Below are 19,328 nucleotides of genomic sequence, written 5' to 3' on the forward strand. Positions count from 1 at the left end.
TACCGGCCGGTCATTGCCCGGTGGTGCCGGAGTTGCCGAAGATCAGTCCGCCGCTTCCGCCGGCGCCCCCGGCGCCGTCGAGCCCGGAGGCCTGGCCGGCGCCGCCGGTTCCACCGTCGCCGCCGTTGCCGCCATCGCCGATCAATTGGGCGTCGCCGCCGGTTCCGCCGTCGCCGCCGTTGCCGCCGTTGCCGTCGGTGCCACCGACGGGCGCGCCCAGGCCGCCTTGGCTGCCGTTGCCGCCGGTTCCGCCGTCGCCGCCGCTGCCGAGCAGGCCGGCGCCGCCGCCGTTGCCGCCGCTACCTCCCGCGTGGCCGTTGCCGCCGTTACCGCCGGCAGCTTGGAACCCGGTCGCGGTGTTGGTGCCGCCGCTGCCGCCGGCCCCGCCGATGCTGCCGATTCCACCGGCGCCGCCGGTGCCGCCGTCGCCGATTAGCCTTCCGGCCGATCCGCCGCCGCCGCCGTTGCCGGCGTTGCCGGTGTCACCGCCGGCGCCGCCACCACCGGGAGCGGTGCCGAGATTGTTGCTGTCGCCGCCGCCGCCGCCGTTGCCGCCGGCGCCGGCGTTGCCGCCGCCGCCGCCGTGGCCGCCGCTGCCCGACAGCCAGCCGGATGACCCGCCGTTGCCGCCGTCGCCGGCGTTGCCGCCGACACCACCAACGCCACCGCTCCCTCCGTTTCCGTCGGGGAATGTTCCCTGGCCGCCCTTGCCGCCGAGGTTGCCGGCGCCGCCGTTGCCGCCGTTGCCGCCGTTGCCGCCGTTGCCGTACAGCAGGCCACCGCCGCCGCCGTTGCCGCCGGCTCCAGCGTCGCCACCGGCGCCACCGGTGCCACCCTTACCGCCAGTGCCAGGGAAATTGTCGCCGCCGACGCCGCCGGCTGCCCCGTTGCCGCCGTCACCGCCGTTGCCAGCGTTGCCGCCGTGGCCGAACAGCAAGGCGCCTTGGCCGCCGTTTCCGCCGCCACCGGCGGTGCCGCCGGTCCCGCCGGCACCACCGGCGCCGCCGCCAGTGAAAGCGTTGCCGCCAGCCCCGGCGTTGCCGCCGCCGCCACCGTTGCCGGCGTCGCCGCCGCTGCCGAATAGCCAGCCGGCCGACCCGCCGTTGCCGCCTTGCCCGCCGGCGCCGCCATTGCCGCCGGCCGCACCGGGTAGGCCGAAGGAAGTGGCGGCGGCGCCGGTCCCGCCGGCGCCGCCGGTTCCGCCGTCACCACCGGCGCCGCCTTGGCCGTAGATCCAGCCGCCGTTGCCGCCCGCGCCGCCGGCGCCGCCGGCGCCGCCCTTGGCGCCGCCGGCGCCGTTGCCGACGCCGTTGCCGCCTTGTCCGCCGTCGCCGCCGACACCGCCGGCCCCACCGTTGCCGAACAATCCGGTCGATCCCCCGGCCCCGCCGATGCCGCCGGCAACATTGGCCGCACCCGCGGCCCCAGCACCGCCGGCCCCGCCGTTGCCGCCGCTGCCGTAAAGCCACCCACCGTTGCCGCCCGCGCCGCCGGCCGCGCCGGCCCCGCCAGCGCCACCGTTACCGCCATTGCCGATCAGCCCGGCCGACCCGCCGGCACCCCCGGCCAGTCCGGCGGTGGTTTGCGAGAAGCCGTTGCCGCCGTTGCCGTATAACAACCCACCGGCGCCACCGTTGGGATTGGCCGCGGTCCCGTCGGCGCCGTTGCCGATCAGCGGGCGCCCGAACAGGGCCTGGGTGGGGGCATTGATCGCGCCCAGCACCTGCTGCTCGACGTTGGTTGCCTCGGCGCTGGCATACGATCCCGCAGCAGCGGTCAACGCCTGTACGAACTGCTCATGAAACAGTGCGGCCTGCGCGCTGAGCTTTTGATAGTCCAGGGCGTGGGTGGAAAACAGTGCCGCGATCGCTGCTGAGACTTCATCGCCCCCGGCTGCGGCCAGCGCCGCTGTCGGGGTCAGGGCGGCCGCGTTGGCCGCGCCGATCGCAGACCCAATACCAGCCAGATCAGCCGATGCGGCCATCAACTGCGACGGAGATACCAGTACAAACGACACGAGGCCCCTTTGTTGCGATTGGCGATACCAGAGGCGATGTTAGCCCCATAACACCGGATCGCCGTGCTTTTGGGCAGATTCCCGACATTGTTTTGTCGTTCCATGCGAATTGTTTGTGAACTCTTTGAACCGGCCGACTTTCATCGTCGCCAGTCCCGTCAACCGCGCCGCGCATGGTTGGACCGCACGGACAGGATCGCGAAAGATGATGTCCGACAGGTAACTTCGCACTGCCAGATGGCGCTAGAAGACAGTCCAGGGCCACTATGGCGACGGTCCTCGCCGCGGCCTGCGACAAGCCGCCGCACCGGCCTAATCGGACAAATTGGCAGCGCTGAATTGGGCTTCGGGGCGGATGTTCGGATTGGTCGTAACGATCGATGCGTGAAGGTGAATGTCGAATAATTTGACATTCACCCTTGGCATACTCTCGATCAGCGCCATTGATGTCCAATCATTAGACCGAAGTTAAGGCTGTTCTGATAGGCGAATCCGCGGTTTGACCTGGGGGTTTGTTGGTTTTGGTGGGTGGTTGTTGTGGCTACGCGGCGATGGTCAGTGGGATGGGGGCCTCGATAAGGTCGAAGGCGCGGCGCTGGTGGGGGGTGGGGTCGGTGAGCTTGTCGATTTCGATGTCGGTGTCGTGGTAGCGGATCCGGTCGCGGGTGAGGGTGCCCAGGTGTGTGAGCAGGTCGCGGAAGCTGCCGACCGGGTTGCCGTCGTCATCGTGTTTGGTGGAGGCCTTGGCTTGGGCGGTGGCGGAGCGGCGTGCGGGGGCTACGGGGTTGTCCCGTTGTGGGGTGCTTGGTCGGTGAAGGTCAACGGTGCCCAGGCCTTGCGTAGATGCCAGGTGAGGTAGCAGGCGAGCATGCAGATGAGCATGTGGGCTTTGACCCGGTCTTGGAGGCGGTGGTGGATGGGCCGCAGGTCGAGGTCGTCGGATTTGATGATGCGGAAGTCGCGTTCGACGTTGGCGAGTTTCTTGTAGCTTTCGACTATGGCGGCGGGGTCGAGGGCCTGGGCGTCGACGCTAGTGCGCAGGACATAGATGCCGTCGAGGGCCGCTTCGGCGTCGATGGCGGCCTGGTCGCGGTGGTAGGTGAAGGCGGTGTCGGTGATGGTGAGGTGGAAGTGTTTGCCCACCTTGAATTTTCCGCTGACCCTACCGACCTCGATGCCGATCTTGTCGGCGCCGGACAGGGTGCCCTTGGTGACGCGTTCGGCGATGTGGGCCAGCTCCTTGTCGGTGGCGGCCAGCAGGTCTTGGCGCTTGCGGGCGCGTTCGGCGGCCAGTGCTGGGTTGCGGCAGGCGATCAGCCGTTCGCCGGGGTAGTCGGGGTGGGTGATCTCGGCGAGGTCTTGCTGGTCGAACAGGCTCATCTGCAGCGGCCCGTCGTCGCGAGCGAGTTTGGCGATCGACGGGGCGCGCAGCGCGGTGATCCAGTCGAAACACGCTGCGTCGTCGGGGGTGTCGTTGAGTTCGCGCAGCTTGTCGATGCGCGCGCCGGTGATCATGCCGCGGTCACCGACCAGGATCAGCCGCTGGATGGCGAGCTTGTCTTTGATCACCTCAACGATCTGGGTGAACGCGCTCGGGTCGCTGGTGTTGCCCGCGAACACCCGCACCGCGACCGGGCGCCCGTCGGGGTCGGTGAGCACACCGTATTCGATCTGCTGGCACCCTTTCTTGCCGTCGCGGGAATAGCCGTGTGCGGCCAGCTCGCAGCAGCGCCCGGTCACCCACGAGGAACTCAGGTCGAACAACGCCATCCGGCCCGGGTTCACCGACTCCGCGAGATGCTTTGCGGCCAGCTTCTTTTCGATCGTCTCCTGGCGGCTGACAAGCCAGTCCATCGCCGCGTAGATCTCATCGGTGGATGCGTCGGCCACACCCAGGTCGACCCCGAGGGTGGTATCAGACCACCAGCCCAGGGTGGATAGCTTCGATTTTGGCCGCACCACCCGCGAGATGATCAACGCGACAGCAATGTCGCGGGCCCGGCATGGCGGGCCTAGCAGTGCGGCCAGCTTGAGCTTGCCCGCCATCGCCGCCACCGCTGCGACATCACCGTGCGGCAGCGACCGCGTCTTGCTGAACTCGCTGCCGGCCGCCACGAGCGTGTGCCCCTTAAGCGTCGCCTCGATGGCGGCGATCGCCTCCGGCGGGAGCTTGGACAGGTTCGCCAGAGTTTGGTGGCGCACCTTGCCCCCGTCGCGGAACGAGCGGCGCAGCAGGATCGTCTCGTAGAGACGTTGCTCGCCTGACTTCGTCACGTATCCACGCAGATTCCGGGCTACGTGCATCGAACCTGAGTATGCCGCCACGCCGTTATCCTAACGCATTCTCATCACACAACGTCGTAACGACACACCATATTCGTGGCTACACTCGCCAACTGTGATTCTACTGATTTCCCAGGTCGGCTACACAATCCTCGAGTACCAGCGGTCGGAACTTCGGATTAGACATTCGCCTTCGTTCATTGTCCAATGATGGGCAATTGCGCTGGACCTGAGTCTGCATCGCGCGACCGATGTTGTCGGCGGCTACCAGGCGCTGGCCGCGGCGGGCGTGGTGGCCGAGCTCAGCGGTTAGGTCCGCTCGAACGCGGCCTAGCCTGACGGGCCCATGGGCTTCGCGTCGGAATGCAGCAGCGGGCGCAGCCTCTCGGTCTTCTCCGGTGTCCAACCCGGCGGTGACAGCACCGCGGCCCAGGCGTCGGCGGCATCGGCGACGTAGTGGTGACCGTGCCCGGGCGGCACCTGGACGGCCACCGCCATGTCGGCAGTGACTTGCAGGAAGGTCACCACCGGGATCCAGCGGGTCTGCGGTAGGACGTCGTAGCCCCGGTTTTCCCGCAGCCAGTCCGGTTTGCTGAACAGCAGGTCGGGGGTCCACCAGGCGACCGGGTCGGAGGCGTGCTGCAGGTAGACCACCCGCGGTCTGCCCCACGAGGCGTCCGGCCGCCGCAGATCGCTTGGGCGGGCGACGAACCGGACGTTGTGGCCGTCGTGGTAGATGGGCAGCCACTCCGGCGAACCGGCGTCGCGGGTAGCGGTCAGGTCGGTCCAGATGGTGTTGTTGAACGTCGGTCCGCTGAACAACGCGCCGTCGGTACGGGCGAGGACGTTGTTGAGGCTCATGAACGGCGCCTCGCCGCCGAACGATCCCAGGCTCTCGCCGAACACGACGAGCTTGGGACGCTGAAATTCCGGCATTTGCCGGATCAGCCTGTCGACCGCCTCGAACAGTGCCTGACCGGCGTGCCGGGCGTTCTCCTTGTCCACCAAGAACGACAGCCAGCTGGGCAGATACGAATACTGCATGCTCACGATCGCGGTGTTGCCGTTGTACATGTACTCCAGCGCGTCGGCTTCCGCTTCGTTGATCCATCCGGTGCCGGTGGTGGTGGCGACCGCGACGACGGCTCGTTGCAGTCCGCCGGTCCGCTGCAATTCGCGCGCGGCCAGCTCCGCGGTCGCCGTGATTCCGTCCGCGGAGAACAGCCCGGCGTAGGCGCGGATCGGCTCGACGGCCGGGGTTCCGTTGAACGCGGTCAGTTCGGCGACGGTGGGGCCGGCCTCGACGAAGATTCGGCCCTGATGGCCCAGCGACTCCCACGACACCAGCGACTGCGGGCCACCCGATCGCAGCGGGGTCTTCGGCGGCGCCGTGTCGGGGGTCATTTCGTCGTTGACAGAGGCGAAGGTGCTGTTCATCGAGTGCATCGCGAACTTCAGCACGACACCGTTGAGCAGGGTGATACTCAGCACCACAAGCAGGACCACCACGATGGTCGCCGAAAGGCGGAACGGCGCGATCCGGTCCACCTGCCCCACCAAAAAGCCGACCAGCCAGCGGATGAACTGGCCGATTTCGACCAATGTGAACAGCACGACCAGCGACACGGCGCCGGCCAGCGGGTAGTCATACCACTCAAGGTGTTCGACGCCCATCAGGTCGCGGACGTCGTCCTGCCAGAGGTGGAACCAGATCGCCATGAGGACCATGCCGACCGCGCCGACCCCGATGAGGGGCAGCCACGCCCAGCGCGGCGGCGGGGGGCTGGAATTCTGCGAGCGCATGTAGCGGACCAGCCAGACGGTGAACACGCCCAGGCCATAGCCGATTGCGCCGGAGATGCCGCTGACCAGTCCCTGGAACAGCGGGCCGCGCGGCAGCAGTGACGGCGTCATCGAAAGCCACAGGAAAATCAGGCCGAATGTGGTGCCGGTAAAGGTGTAGTGGCGAATCCACCACACGCTGCGGGCCGGCGTGGGTCCGGGGGCCTTGGGGCCGGTTTCAGCCTCGGTGGATTCCCCGATGTCCGCAAGCCGTTCGTCGGTGGTGGTCCCGGCGCCCTGTTCGCTCATCGGTGGGTGAAGTTGGGCGGGCGCTTCTCGATGAATGCGGCCATTCCTTCGGACTGGTCTTCGGTGGCGAAAGTCGAATGGAAAAGCCGGCGCTCGTAGAGAAGGCCTTCGGACAGCGTGGATTCGAACGCCCGGTTGACGGCTTCCTTGGCCATGCGGGCGGCCGACAGCGACATCTGCGAAATGGTGGTGGCGACCGCCATGGCCTCGCTGATCAAGTCGTCGGCCGGCACCACTCGCGACACCAGGCCGCTTCGTTCCGCCTCGACGGCGTCGATGGTGCGTCCCGTCAGGATGAGATCCATCGCCTTGGCCTTGCCGATCGCCCTGGTCAGGCGCTGCGAGCCGCCCATGCCGGGCAACACGCCGAGCTTGATCTCCGGCTGACCGAATGTGGCCGTGTCGGCGGCGATCAGCAGGTCGCACATCATCGCCAGCTCGCAGCCCCCGCCAAGCGCGTGCCCGGCCACCGCGGCGATCGTCGGCGTGCGCACGGCGGCCAGTTTGCCCCAGGTGGCGAAGAAGTCGGAGCCGAACGCGTCGGCGAACGTCAGACCCGCCATTTCCTTGATGTCGGCGCCGGCGGCGAACGCCTTCGCCGAACCGGTGATGATGATCGCGCCGATATCCGGGTCATCGTCCATTTCGGTTGCGGCGCTGGTGACTTCGTTCATCACCTGGCTGTTGAGCGCGTTCAGCGCCTTGGGCCGGTTCAGCGTGATGATGCCGACGCGGTGATCGCGCTCGACGAGGATGGTTTCGTACTTGTTGTCGGTCACCAGACCACCTTTCTAGAAAGTCAAGTCGTCGTCGACCGGCTCGAAATATGCCTCGACGTCGTCCACCGTGACCTCGGCCAGTGTCGCGGGGCGCCATTGCGGTTTGCGATCCTTGTCGATCAGTTGCGCGCGGATCCCCTCCACCAGATCGTGCGAGCGCACCGACGCGGACGACACCCGATAGTCCTGGGTCAGAACGTCTTCCAGCGATTCCAGCTTGGCGGCGCGACGCACCGCCTCCAACGTCACCGACAGCGAGATGGGGGAGCGGGTGGCGATCAGGTCGGCGGCGTCGGTGGCCGGTCCGGCGCCATGCGCCCGCAGCGCGGCGATGATATCGGCGACAGTGTCACCCGAATAGCACTCGTCAACCCAATCGCGTTGTGCGGCAAGATCACTCGGGGGAGGTTCGATGGCGTGGCCGGCCAGTGCGCGTTCGACGCCGTCGGCGAGGACCGCTTGGGTGAACGCGTCGAGCTCGCTGTGCGGCACGTAGTGGTCGGCGAATCCCATCGCGATGGCGTCGGCGCCGGAAAACGGCGCTCCGGTAAGCGCGGCGTGCAGACCCAGCTCGCCGGGAGCCCGGGACAGCAAGTACACCCCGCCGACGTCGGGGATGAAGCCGATGCCGACCTCGGGCATCGCGACCTTGGCGGTGTCGGTGACCACCCGGGTGTTTCCGTGGGCGCTGACGCCGACGCCGCCGCCCATCACGATGCCGTCCATGAGCGCCACGTACGGCTTGGCGAACCGGCCGATCTGGCCGTTGAGCTGGTACTCGGCGCGCCAGAACCGCCGCGCGTCGACGCCGTCCTTGCGGGCGCTGTGGTAGACGGCCACCACATCCCCGCCGGCGCACAATCCGCGTTCCCCGGCGCCGGAGAGCACCACCGTGTGCACCCCGTCGTCGCGTTCCCAGCGGTCCAGGATGGTGCTCAGCCGGTCGACCATCGTTTGAGTCAGCGAGTTGATTGCCTTGGGACGGTTGAGGGTCACAACGCCTACGCCGCGATCGACGCTGGTCAAGACCTCATCGGAGTCTCCAGTCACGCCCAGTCTCCCTCGCCAGAACCCGTCGCCAGTTGTCCAAGAGTTTGACCAGCAATCTAGATCGTGACTCGCTCAGCGGTGGCCGCGGGGCTAACGTCTATGGTTATCGATAACCCAGAAAACGCCCAGCTCCGCTGGGAACCCGGGCGGGGCCATTGATCGTTGAGTCTGTGTTCGCGCAGCTCGCAGCTGTAGCCGTAGGTTTAGAGCCACAAGAGAGGATCCGACGGTGCGGGAGACAAGCAACCCGGTATTTCGTTCGCTGCCCAAGCAGAGGGGCGGATACGCGCAATTCGGCACTGGCGTGTCGCAGATGCAGGGGTACCAAGCCGACCCCTACCTGGCTCCCTACCGGGAAGCCAAGGTTTCCCGCCCGCTGACCATCGACGACGTCGTCACCAAGACCGGCATAACGCTTGCCATGTTGTCGGCCACCGCCGTGGTCTCCTACTTCCTGGTGGCATCGAACCTCGCGTTGGCGATGCCGCTGACCATGATCGGCGCGCTCGGCGGCCTGGCGCTGGTGCTGATCGCCACCTTAGGGCGCAAGCAGGACAGCCCGGCGATCGTGCTCAGCTACGCCGCGCTGGAGGGCCTGTTCCTGGGTGCCATCTCGTTCGTGTTGGCCAACTTCTCGGTGTCATCGGCCAATGCCGGTGTGCTCATCGGCGAGGCCATCCTGGGCACGCTCGGCGTGTTCTTCGGCATGCTCGTCGTCTACAAGACCGGGGCCATCCGGGTCACGCCCAAGTTCACCCGCATGCTGGTCGCCGCCATGTTCGGCGTGCTCTTCCTGATGCTCGGCAACTTCGTGCTGGCGATGTTCAACGTCGGCGGCGGTGAGGGCTTGGGTCTGCGTAGCCCCGGACCCATCGGCATCATCTTCTCGCTGGTGTGCATTGGTATCGCGGCGTTCAGCTTCTTGATCGACTTCGACGCCGCGGATCAGATGATCCGGGCCGGAGCGCCCGAGCGGGCGGCATGGGGTATCGCCCTCGCGCTGACCGTGACGCTGGTGTGGCTCTACATCGAGATCCTGCGTCTGCTCAGTTATCTACAGAACGACTAGCGGCGCGATTAGGCCCGCGAGCAGTCGCAAAGGCCCCCGCACGCACGGCGTAGTAAGAGAGCTATGCCGATGAATGTTGATCAGAAGGACGCCCTCCTGGTGTCGTTGACGGGCTTGGAATCCCAATACATCCAGGAGGGCGTCATGGTTCAGGGTAGTGGTCTGTCGCGCGGTGACAAGCGGCGCAATGCCAGGTTGGCTCGGTTGCGGGAATTGGTGCCGGCCAGCAACGCGATTTTGGCGATCGATTTGGCCGATGAGAAGCAGGCGGTGGTGCTCTGCGATCATGATTCGCGGGTGCTGGCCCGTCGCACGGTGAAAGCCAAGGCGTGGCGGCTGGGCCCGGTACTGGCGTGGGCGCGCCAGGAGGCGCGCAAGCATGGTTTCGCTGATGTGACGGTGGGTTGTGAACCGACCGGGCATCGCTGGCGGGTGCTGGATCAGCTTGCTGCCCAACAGGATATGGCGTTGGTGTGTGCAGCCGCTGCTGGTTGGGCGGGCCCGCGAGACCGAGGACTACACCCGAGATAAGACCGATCACAAGGATGCGGTGCTGATCGCGCGGCTGGTGGCCCAGCTGGACTGCTATGTCCCCGAGCGTGCCGACGAAAGCTGGGCGCAGCTGCGCCAGTTGGGCGCCTATCGGGACCGGCTGATCACCACAGCCACCGCGGCCATCCAGCAGCTGCGCGATCTGCTGGAGTGCGCCTGGCCGGCGGTGCTGACCGCGGCCGCCGACCCGTTTGACTCGATCACCTGGTGTGCGGCACTGGCGGTGGTGCTGGAGCGTTGTGATGGCCGCCCGCAGCGGCTGGCCCGGCTCGGCCCGACGCGGTTTGAGCAGGCGGTACGCCGGGAGTTCGCGCGCTGGGGGGGAAGGCGGGGGCCCCGGCGGCGCATCCTGACCGCGGTCTTTACCGCGCTGACCGATCCGGCCGGGGTATTGGCGCAGCGCCTGGGTGCGCTGCAGCGCGCCAAGTGGGTGCTGGCCGATTGGCGCGCCACCAAGACCCGCTTGGCCGAGGTGGAGACCCACATGGTCGCCATCCTCGATGAACTCGGGTTGACCGAGCTGGTCAGCAGCATCCCCGGCGTCTCGGCACTGGGGGCGGCCGCCATCCTGGCTGAAACCGGCGACCCCACCCGCTTCGATAGCCCGCGCGCGCTGGTCAAACACGCCGGGCTGTGCCCGCGGGAGAACGCCAGCGGCACCATGACGGGCCGGTCGCGGATCTCCGGGCGGGGCCGGCCCCGGCTGCGGCTGGCGGCCTGGCGCGCCGTGTGGGGCGCCCTGCCGAATAACCCGGTAATGGCCGCCCGCTACCGGCATTTGACCAGCCGAGAGCGCAATCCGCTCAAAGACGGGCAAGCCCGAGCCGCTATCGCGGCCGCGCTGCTGCGCTGGATACATACCATCGTCACCCGCCGGGTGACCTGGGACGCCGCCATCGCCGGCCCCACCGAGCTGCCCGCAGCTGCCTAACCTCACCCACCCCGAACCAACCGAATGAAATAGGTTGGGGCCAAGCTCCACTCGGCGTAGAGGACCACCTCGACCGACACCATGAGCAGGCCCCGCCCATTCCTCACCGAACTCGATTGCACGCTGTCGGGGCATCACGAACCCCGGTTGATCGCTACGTAGAGACGAGGAACGGGCAGGCCCCCCAACCCCTTGACAAAAACCCCTTACGTTGGTGTCGGGGGCCTTTGCGACTGCTCGCGGTAGCTAGCTGAGCCGTTCGATCACCATCGCCATGCCCTGACCGCCGCCGACACACATGGTCTCCAGGCCGAACGTCTTGTCGTAGGTCTGCAGGTTGTTCAGCAGCGTGGTGGCGATGCGCGCGCCGGTCATGCCGAACGGGTGGCCCAGGGCGATCGCTCCGCCCGACACGTTCAGCTTGTCCTCGTCGATGCCCAGCTCCCGGGCCGAACCCAGGACCTGCACGGCGAAGGCCTCGTTGATCTCGAACAGGTCGATGTCAGCGATCGACATGCGGGCATTCGACAGCGCCTTCTTGCAGGCCTCGATCGGGCCGAGGCCCATGATCTCCGGTGAGAGGCCACTGACCCCGGTGGACACAATGCGGGCCAACGGCGTCAGGCCCAGTTCCTTGGCCTTGGTATCGCTGGTGATCACCAGCGCGGCGGCCCCGTCGTTGAGCGGGCACGCGTTGCCCGCGGTCACCGTTCCATTCGGCCGGAACACGGGTTTGAGCTCGGCGACCTTCTCGTAGGTGGTCCCCGGTCGTGGCCCGTCGTCGGCGCTGACCGTGGTGCCGTCCGGCAGGGTGACCGGGGTGATCTCGCGCCCGAAGAAGCCGCTCTTGATCGCCTCCTCGGCCCGATTCTGGCTGCGCACCCCCCAGCGGTCCTGGTCTTCGCGGCTGATGCCGGTGATGATGGCGACGTTCTCGGCGGTCTGGCCCATCGCGATGTAGACGTCGGGCAGCTTGTCGTCGGCGCGGGGGTCGTGCCATTCGTCGGCGCCCGCGGCCGCCGCGGCCGAGCGTTCCTGGGCCTCGTCGAACAGCGGGTTCTTGGTGTCCGGCCATGAGTCGGAGTTGCCTTTGCCGAATCGGGAGACGGTCTCCACGCCCGCGGAGATGAACGCGTCGCCCTCGCCGGCCTTGATCGCGTGGAAGGCCATGCGCGTGGTCTGCAGCGACGACGAACAGTACCGGTTGACCGTGGTGCCGGGCATGAAGTCATAGCCGAGCGCGACGGCCACGACGCGCGCCATGTTGAAGCCGGACTCGCCGCCCGGCAGGCCGCAGCCCAAGATCAGATCGTCGATCTGGTGCGGGTTCAGCGCCGGCACCTTGTCCAGTGCGGCGCGGACCATTTGGGCGGCGAGATCGTCGGGCCGCATGCTGACCAGCGACCCCTTCATTGCGCGGCCGATCGGCGAGCGCGCGGCTGAGACGATGACAGCTTCCGGCATGACTGCTCCCTCCATAGGGTTCGCCGGAAGCGGGTGGTCCACCCGCCCCCGCCCGACTAGATCAATCTAGTCGCGATCCGCCGGCGGGCACGGCTTGGGCCCCGGCAGGGGAGGGTGTGGGATGTCGCCACAGCCGCGACATGATCCTTGGTCGCGGCCGGCCACGATCGTCAGCCGGTGGCGGCGCGTGAAGCGCTGGGCCGCCGACCTTTTCGCCCAGCGCATCGCGCAGACCGGCGAGCAGTTGTTCGGCCGCCAGCGCGTACGCGGTCGCCGAGGGGTGGTAACGGTCGGCGGAGAACATCAGCTCGGGTGCGGCTCGGAACTGGGCGGCCAACAGATGCGCCAGCGGCACCGGCACACCGCCGGCGGCCTTGACGGCGGTGGCCTGGGCGCGGGCAAGCCGCTTGGCGCGTGCGCGTGCCAGGTACCGCAGCGGCTGGGGGATGGCGGTGATGACCCCGAAATCGGGACAGGTGCCAACGACCACGGCCGCGCCGCGGGCCCGCAACCTGCGCACCACCGATTCCAGCCGACGCGCTGACGGGCCGATGCCGTTGAGCGCCGTGATGTCGTTGGCGCCGATCATGATCACCGCGGCGTCCGGCGGCGGCCCGGCCACGAACATCGCGTCGACTTGGCCGCACACGCCTTTCGAGGTGGCGCCGACGATGGCCTTGGTGCTCAGCCGCACCCGCTTGCCGGTCTGCTCGGCGAGTCCGCGCGCGATCAGCACGCCCGGCACCTCCTCGGCACTTTGGCAGCCGTATCCGGTCGCCGTGGAGTCACCGAAGACCATCAGGTGCATGTCGACGGGCATGCCACGTCGCCACCGCTGCACGGGCACGCCGCCGCGGGTATAGACGCCATCGGCGCGGGGCGGGGCGTCCCAGGACTTCGGGATGACGGTGCGCACCTGGGTCGCCTGGCCCACCAGCAGATTGCGTGCGCCCACATAGGCCGTGCCCGTCGAGGCGAGCGCGCCCGCTGCGGCCAGGGCGATGGTCGAACGCCGTGGCACCCGAATGGTCACACCATCAGTTTAGATCGGCTTCGCTGTTTGCGTGGGCGGCTGACGAAGGACGCGATTACGGTGTGGATCAATTGTGATATCGAATCAGACTCTTTGGCCACGGGTCCCGAATTAAGCTGTCAAGCTAAGTTCGCGTGGTTGGCTGGATGCCTGGGGGATCGGGTGAACCAGACGCTCAGCTACTTCGTCACATGCTGTATCGGACTACAAAGGCGTAGGAAGTGTTAAGCATGACGGCACCTAGTTGGGTATCCGGTTCGCCTCGTGATGCGATTCGCCCACGGGACGTGCTGAAGGCACGTAGACTTGCAGCACGCAGGTTTGCGATCAGCGATGGCGCGCCGGTCGAGGTTGTCGAGTCCGGTCCAAGTGTTGTTGCGCGGGTAGCTGCACTGGCGTCACGAGTGACGATCCGGCCCGTTTTGGCCGTCGGTAGCTACGCTCCTCACCTGCCGTACCCATGGGGTCTCATCGATTTCGCGTCTCGGGTTATGACCCCGGTCTCGGGTGCCATCCGGCAGACGGTGAGCTTGCCTAATTCCTCGGCCCAGTTGATCCGTGCCGCCGGGGTGCTCCCCGCGGACGGCAGCCGGCGGGTGGTTCTCTACTTCCACGGCGGCGCATTCCTGACCTGTGGGGCAAACTCGCATGGCAGGCTCGCCGACATGCTGTCAAAGTTTGCTGACTCGCCGATTCTCGTGGCCGATTATCGGCTGGTGCCCAAGCACACGGTCGGGATGGCGCTCGACGATTGTCACGATGCGTACCGATGGCTGCGGTCGCGTGGCTACGAGCCGGAGCAGATCGTGCTGGCGGGCGACTCCGCGGGTGGCTACCTCGCGCTCAGTTTGGCGCAGCGGTTGCAGCAGCACGGCGAAGAACCAGCCGCCTTGGTAGCGATCTCGCCACTGCTGCAGCTAGCAAAGGAGAGCAAGCAGGCCCACCCCAACATCAAGACCGACGCGATGTTTCCGGCGCGGGCGTTCGATGCGCTCGTCGCTTTGGTTGCTGGAGCCGCCGCGAGGAACCATGTCGACGGCGAGCCCGAAGAGCTCTACGAGCCCCTGGAGCACATTCGTCCGGGCCTGCCGCGGACCCTGATTCACGTGTCCGGCTCCGAGGTGCTGCTGCACGATGCACGGTTGGCCGCGGCCAAGCTGGCGGCGGCGGGCGTGCCGGCCGAGGTGCGCGTCTGGCCGGGCCAGGTGCACGACTTCCAGCTCGCCGCGCCGATGCTGCCCGAAGCGATCCGTTCGTTGCGCCAGATCGGGGAGTACATCCGGGAGGCCACCGGCTAGAGCCGGGCCGGCCGGTGTGCGCCGGCCGAAATCGCCTGAGACGATTGACGGATGCGGATCGCGCAGCACATCAGTGACCTCATCGGCGGCACGCCGCTGGTTCGCTTGAACTCCGTCGTCCCCCACGGTGCCGGCATCGTGGCGGCAAAGATCGAATATCTCAACCCGGGGGGCAGTTCCAAGGACCGGATCGCGGTGAAGATGATCGACGCCGCCGAGGCCAGCGGTCAACTGAAGCCGGGCGGCACCATCGTCGAACCCACATCGGGCAACACCGGCGTCGGTCTGGCTCTGGTCGCACAACACCGCGGCTACCGGTGCGTGTTCGTCTGCCCCGACAAGGTCAGCGAGGACAAGCGAAATGTGCTGCGCGCCTACGGCGCCGAGGTAGTCGTGTGCCCGACGGCGGTGCCGCCCGACAACCCCGACAGCTACTACAGCGTTTCCAACCGGCTGGTCGCGGAGATCGAGGGTGCCTGGAAGCCCGACCAGTACGCCAACCCGGAAGGGCCGGCGAGCCACTACGCGACCACCGGCCCGGAGATCTGGTCCGACACCGACGGCAAGGTCACCCATTTCGTCGCAGGCATCGGGACCGGCGGCACGATCACCGGCGCGGGCCGCTACCTCAAGGAGGTCTCGGCGGGACGGGTACGCATCGTCGGCGCCGACCCGGAGGGGTCGGTGTATTCCGGTGGCACCGGCCGGCCGTATCTGGTCGAGGGCGTTGGCGAGGATTTTTGGCCGGCGGCCTACGACCCGACCGTGCCCGACGAGATCATCGCGGTGTCTGACTCCGATTCGTTCGATATGACCAGGCGGCTCGCCCGGGAAGAGGCGTTGCTGGTCGGCGGGTCGTGTGGGATGGCCGTGGTGGCCGCGCTGAAGGTCGCCGAGGAAGCCGGGCCCGACGCGCTGGTCGTCGTGTTGTTGCCCGACGGCGGGCGCGGCTACATGTCGAAGATCTTCAACGACGCGTGGATGTCGTCGTACGGGTTCCTGCGCAGCCGCCTCGACGGGTCGACCGAGCAAGCCACCGTCGGCGACGTGCTGCGCCGTAAGTCCGGTGCGCTGCCCGACCTGGTGCACACCCATCCGTCGGAGACGGTGCGCGATGCCATCGGCATTCTGCGCGAGTACGGGGTGTCGCAGATGCCCGTCGTCGGCGCCGAGCCGCCAGTGATGGCGGGCGAGGTCGCCGGCAGCGTCTCGGAACGCGAACTGCTCTCGGCCGTCTTCGAGGGACGTGCCAAGCTGGCCGACGCCGTCTCGGAGCATATGAGCCCGCCGCTGCGGATGATCGGCGCCGGCGAGTTGGTCAGCTCGGCCGGCAAGGCGTTGCGCGACTGGGACGCGTTGATGGTGGTCGAGGGAGGCAAACCGGTCGGGGTCATTACTCGCTACGACTTGCTGGGATTTCTGTCGGAGGGGGCGGGGCGACGGTAGCGGTCATCGAGCTGGCCTTCGCCCGGCGGCTTCGCGGAACCCGACCTCAGGTACTGTAGGGCCGCCCAAAGCTAATCCCGAGTGGAAGGCTGTTGCCCATGACCGATCAGCCGCCCCCCGGCGGGTCCTACCCACCACCCCCGCCTCCTGGGCCTTCCGGTGGGTCCGAGCCGCCGCCTCCTCCTTCCGCGCCCAGCGGCGGTTCGTACCCGCCGCCTCCACCGCCTCCGCCGCCCGAGGGTGGCTACCCGCCGCCGCCTCCCCCGTCGGCTGGTGGCTACGCGCCGCCGCCACCCGGACCGGCGATCCGTGCGCTGCCGACGGAGTCCTACACGCCGTGGATCACTCGTGTACTGGCCGCGCTGATCGACAGTGCCCCGATCGTTGTCGTCTACGGCATCGGGTGGGTGATCGCGTTGGTCACCCAGCAGTCGTCGTGCGTCACCAACGTCGGTCAGTACGACATCAGCCAGTACTGCGCTACTCAGGACTCGATTATCGGTGTGTTGGCGCAGGGGCTGGCGTCTCTGGTGATCCTGGTCTACGGGGTCTGGAACTGGGGTTATCGCCAGGGAACCACCGGATCGAGCATTGGCAAGTCGATCTTGAAGTTCAAGGTAGTCAGCGAAACCACCGGGCAGCCGTTGGGTTTCGGTATGTCTGTGGTTCGTCAGCTGGCGCACTTCGTCGACGCGATCATCTGCTACATCGGTTTTCTGTTCCCGTTGTGGGATGCCAAGCGGCAGACCCTGGCGGACAAGATCATGACGACGGTTTGCCTCCCGCTCTGATGCGGGCGTGCGTCACCCCGGCCGCGAATGTGCGGCCGGGGTGACGTCCGCTACTAGGGTGGGTCATCGATGAGCGATGACCGCGAACGACACCACGAAATCGCCGGGCTAGCAACAAAAGCCATTCACGCCGGCTACCCCCCAGACCCGGCGACCGGAGCCGTCAACGCTCCGATCTATGCCAGCAGCACGTTCGCCCAAGACGGTGTCGGCGTTCTGCGGGGCGGATTCGAATATGCGCGCACCGCCAACCCGACCCGGGCCGCCTTGGAGTCCTCGCTGGCTGCCGTCGAAGAGGGTGCTTTCTGCCGGGCGTTCAGTTCGGGGATGGCCGCGGCCGACTGCGCGCTGCGGGCGATGCTGCGACCCGGGGACCATGTGGTCATTCCCGACGACGCCTACGGCGGCACCTTCCGGCTGATCGACAAGGTGTTCACCCAGTGGGGTGTGTCGTACACGCCGGTGACGCTGGCCGATCCGGACGCGGTCCGGGCGGCGATCACACCGCGCACCCGGCTGGTTTGGGTGGAGACGCCGACCAACCCGATGCTGTCGATCGCCGACATCGCGGCGATTGCCGAGATTGGCGCCGTGAATTCGGCAAAGGTGTTGGTGGACAACACCTTTGCCTCGCCTGCGCTGCAGCGGCCGTTGACGCTTGGCGCCGATGTGGTGCTGCACTCGACCACTAAGTACATCGGCGGCCACTCCGACCTGGTGGGCGGTGCGCTGGTCACCGACGACGAAGAGCTGGACGCGGCCTTCGCCTTCCTGCAGAACGGGGCCGGCGCGGTGCCGGGCCCGTTCGACGCCTACCTGGCGATGCGCGGCCTGAAGACGCTGGCGCTGCGGATGCAACGGCATAGTGAAAACGCTTCTGCCGTAGCCGAATTCCTTGCCGGGCATGCCGCGGTGACCGCCGTGTTGTATCCGGGTCTGCCCACACACCCCGGGCATGAGATCGCCGAGCGGCAGATGCGCGACTTCGGCGGCATGGTGTCGGTGCGGATGCGTGGCGGGCGGCGAGCCGCCCAAGAGCTGTGCGCCAACACCAGGGTGTTCATCCTGGCCGAGTCGCTGGGCGGGGTGGAGTCGCTGATCGAGCACCCGGCCGCCATGACGCACGCCTCGACGGCCGGATCCCAGCTGGAGGTGCCCGACGACCTGGTGCGGCTGTCGGTCGGTATCGAGGATGTCGAGGACCTGCTCGCCGACCTCGGCCAGGCGCTGGGTTAGGTTGCGCGAGCAGTCGTAAAAGCACCCCAAAAGGGCCCTTTTGGGGTGCTTTTACGACTGCTCGCGGGCAACCTCAGGAGTGGTACGGCTCAGCGCTGACCAACGTGACTTCGACAGTATTGCCGTTGGGCACGGTGTAGCGGCGGGTCTCACCGACCTTGGCGTCGATCAGGGCACCGCCCAGCGGTGAGTTCGGCGAGTAGACCTCGAGCTTGCCGTCGTGGATACCCTCCTGGCGGGTGGCAATCAGGAACGTCTCGGTGTCGGACTTGTCGCCGTTGTAGTAGACCTTCACCACCGAACCGGGCAGCGCCACGCCCGACTGTTTGGGCGCCTCGCCGACCTTCGCGTTGTTGAGCAGGTCCTGCAGCTGGCGGATGCGGGCCTCTTGCTGGCCCTGCTCCTCGCGGGCGGCGTGATACCCGCCGTTCTCGCGCAGGTCACCCTCCTCGCGGCGGTCGTTGATTTCCGCGGCGATGACCGGACGATTAGCGATCAACTGGTCGAGCTCGGCCTTGAGTCGGTCATGTGATTCCTGGGTCAACCAGGTCACGTGAGTATCCGTCATCTCGTCGCGCTCCTCGTGTCTATCCGCGTAAGCTTTTGATCCCGCTTTCGGGATTATGCGGGTCGCACCCCGCGTGTTGCCGCTCCGTTTGGCTCACGGCCATTAATGCAGCAATACACGGTCCCAGCAGGACCGTGCATTGATCAATGTTACCACCGCGCAAACGATCGGTGACTCCCACATTCGCTGTTGGGGTTTGCTGTGTGGTCAGTCCGGGCGCAGGTAGCCGGGCACGTCGGTGCCGCAGCCGTAGATGTCCGCCATCACCGGCGGTCGGACGGATTTGAGTGTCGTCGTGACCTGCACCGTGGCCCGGTTTGATGGCGGGACCAGCACCTCCCTCCTGCCCGTTTCGCCGCCGTCTCCCGAACGAACCCGCACGATGCAGTCCACCGGCCGCGACGGGTCGGACCGCCTCACGCTGATCGCCACGGATGCCGTCTCGTTGTCGATCACCCGATAGCCGGCGAGCGATCCCGCGACTTTGCCGGTGCCGAGCCGTTGGTAGCCGTTGCTAGCCGATGACGGTGCCGGCCGCCGCCGTTAGCAGAGCCAGGGCGACGGCGAGACGGCGTCGCGACGTTGGCGACAGTCGCGCACGCCCGTAGCGGGACTCGGGGCGCGGAATGGGACCTTGGGTCATGCCTGGTGACTACGCGGGTATCGGAGAACTGGAATTATAGGAATCCTTATAGGCTCGGGGGCGACCGGCGGATGGAC

The 19,328-nt window shown here is 67.4% G+C and carries 14 protein-coding genes and 3 pseudogenes; 8 read left to right on the forward strand and 9 right to left on the reverse strand.

The window, feature by feature from the left end; genetic code table 11:
- Positions 1-10: 10 nt before the first annotated feature.
- Together G6N24_RS03055 and G6N24_RS03060 are read right to left on the reverse strand one after the other, a co-directional pair.
- Complete coding sequence (locus G6N24_RS03055; RefSeq protein ID WP_085161752.1) at positions 11-2,017, reverse strand: PE family protein; 2,007 nt, start codon at positions 2,015-2,017, stop codon at positions 11-13.
- A 541-nt stretch (positions 2,018-2,558) separates the two neighbouring features.
- Positions 2,559-4,342, reverse strand: a pseudogene (locus tag G6N24_RS03060) (IS1634 family transposase).
- A gap of 172 nt (positions 4,343-4,514) precedes the next feature.
- Here G6N24_RS03060 and G6N24_RS03065 point away from each other — a divergent pair.
- A pseudogene (locus G6N24_RS03065) lies at positions 4,515-4,613 on the forward strand (rhodanese-like domain-containing protein); the annotation flags it as partial.
- A gap of 17 nt (positions 4,614-4,630) precedes the next feature.
- On the opposite strand, the gene G6N24_RS03070 reads toward G6N24_RS03065, so the two are convergent.
- Genes G6N24_RS03070 through G6N24_RS03080 form a run of 3 tightly spaced genes read right to left on the reverse strand, consistent with a single transcriptional unit; the run spans position 4,631 to position 8,220 of the window.
- On the reverse strand, positions 4,631-6,391 hold the full coding sequence (locus tag G6N24_RS03070; RefSeq protein WP_085162907.1) for an alpha/beta hydrolase: 1,761 nt from the start codon (positions 6,389-6,391) through the stop codon (positions 4,631-4,633).
- Positions 6,388-7,170, reverse strand: coding sequence for an enoyl-CoA hydratase (locus tag G6N24_RS03075; protein ID WP_085162906.1), 783 nt, complete (start codon positions 7,168-7,170; stop codon positions 6,388-6,390). Before G6N24_RS03075 ends, G6N24_RS03070 begins: the two co-directional genes overlap by 4 nt.
- Before the next feature lie 12 nt (positions 7,171-7,182).
- On the reverse strand, positions 7,183-8,220 hold the full coding sequence (locus tag G6N24_RS03080; RefSeq protein ID WP_085162905.1) for an enoyl-CoA hydratase/isomerase family protein: 1,038 nt from the start codon (positions 8,218-8,220) through the stop codon (positions 7,183-7,185).
- A 229-nt stretch (positions 8,221-8,449) separates the two neighbouring features.
- Here G6N24_RS03080 and G6N24_RS03085 point away from each other — a divergent pair, with 229 nt between their 5' ends.
- The 3 genes from G6N24_RS03085 (at position 8,450) to G6N24_RS03095 (ending at position 10,772) form a co-directional block, all read left to right on the forward strand.
- Positions 8,450-9,289: a Bax inhibitor-1/YccA family protein gene (locus tag G6N24_RS03085; protein WP_085162904.1), complete on the forward strand. Its 840-nt coding sequence runs from the start codon at positions 8,450-8,452 to the stop codon at positions 9,287-9,289.
- A gap of 69 nt (positions 9,290-9,358) precedes the next feature.
- A complete protein-coding gene (locus G6N24_RS03090) occupies positions 9,359-9,820 on the forward strand; it encodes a hypothetical protein (RefSeq protein WP_163745395.1) in 462 nt (153 codons plus the stop codon).
- Positions 9,765-10,772, forward strand: coding sequence for a transposase (locus tag G6N24_RS03095; RefSeq protein ID WP_163745396.1), 1,008 nt, complete (start codon positions 9,765-9,767; stop codon positions 10,770-10,772). The genes G6N24_RS03090 and G6N24_RS03095 overlap by 56 nt, the downstream gene beginning before the upstream one ends.
- Positions 10,773-11,018: 246 nt before the next feature.
- On the opposite strand, the gene G6N24_RS03100 is transcribed toward G6N24_RS03095, so the two are convergent.
- Positions 11,019-12,236 carry an acetyl-CoA C-acetyltransferase gene (locus G6N24_RS03100; protein WP_085162171.1) on the reverse strand — a complete coding sequence of 406 codons (1,218 nt, stop codon included), beginning with the start codon at positions 12,234-12,236 and terminating at the stop codon, positions 11,019-11,021.
- Positions 12,237-12,297: 61 nt separating this feature from the next.
- Positions 12,298-13,257 carry an SGNH/GDSL hydrolase family protein gene (locus tag G6N24_RS03105; protein ID WP_139822543.1) on the reverse strand — a complete coding sequence of 320 codons (960 nt, stop codon included), beginning with the start codon at positions 13,255-13,257 and terminating at the stop codon, positions 12,298-12,300.
- Positions 13,258-13,499: 242 nt separating this feature from the next.
- On the opposite strand from G6N24_RS03105, the gene G6N24_RS03110 reads away from it, so the two are divergent.
- The 4 genes from G6N24_RS03110 (at position 13,500) to G6N24_RS03125 (ending at position 18,040) form a co-directional block, all read left to right on the forward strand.
- Positions 13,500-14,567, forward strand: coding sequence for an alpha/beta hydrolase (locus G6N24_RS03110; protein WP_085162173.1), 1,068 nt, complete (start codon positions 13,500-13,502; stop codon positions 14,565-14,567).
- A 51-nt stretch (positions 14,568-14,618) separates the two neighbouring features.
- The gene (locus G6N24_RS03115) at positions 14,619-16,013 is read left to right on the forward strand and encodes a cystathionine beta-synthase (protein WP_085162174.1); all 1,395 of its coding nucleotides are present in this window, start codon (positions 14,619-14,621) and stop codon (positions 16,011-16,013) included.
- Between the two features lie 98 nt (positions 16,014-16,111).
- Complete coding sequence (locus G6N24_RS03120) at positions 16,112-16,804, forward strand: RDD family protein (protein WP_085162175.1); 693 nt, start codon at positions 16,112-16,114, stop codon at positions 16,802-16,804.
- 69 nt (positions 16,805-16,873) lie between these two features.
- Positions 16,874-18,040 carry a cystathionine gamma-synthase gene (locus G6N24_RS03125; protein WP_085162176.1) on the forward strand — a complete coding sequence of 389 codons (1,167 nt, stop codon included), beginning with the start codon at positions 16,874-16,876 and terminating at the stop codon, positions 18,038-18,040.
- Positions 18,041-18,113: 73 nt separating this feature from the next.
- On the opposite strand, the gene greA is transcribed toward G6N24_RS03125, so the two are convergent.
- Positions 18,114-18,608 (reverse strand): transcription elongation factor GreA, encoded by a 495-nt coding sequence (gene greA, locus G6N24_RS03130; protein ID WP_085162177.1) that lies wholly within the window; start codon positions 18,606-18,608, stop codon positions 18,114-18,116.
- Between the two features lie 207 nt (positions 18,609-18,815).
- A pseudogene (locus G6N24_RS03135) lies at positions 18,816-19,251 on the reverse strand (DUF4307 domain-containing protein).
- Between the last annotated feature and the right edge of the window lie 77 nt (positions 19,252-19,328).

Source organism: Mycobacterium lacus, from assembly GCF_010731535.1.
Lineage (GTDB): Bacteria > Actinomycetota > Actinomycetes > Mycobacteriales > Mycobacteriaceae > Mycobacterium > Mycobacterium lacus.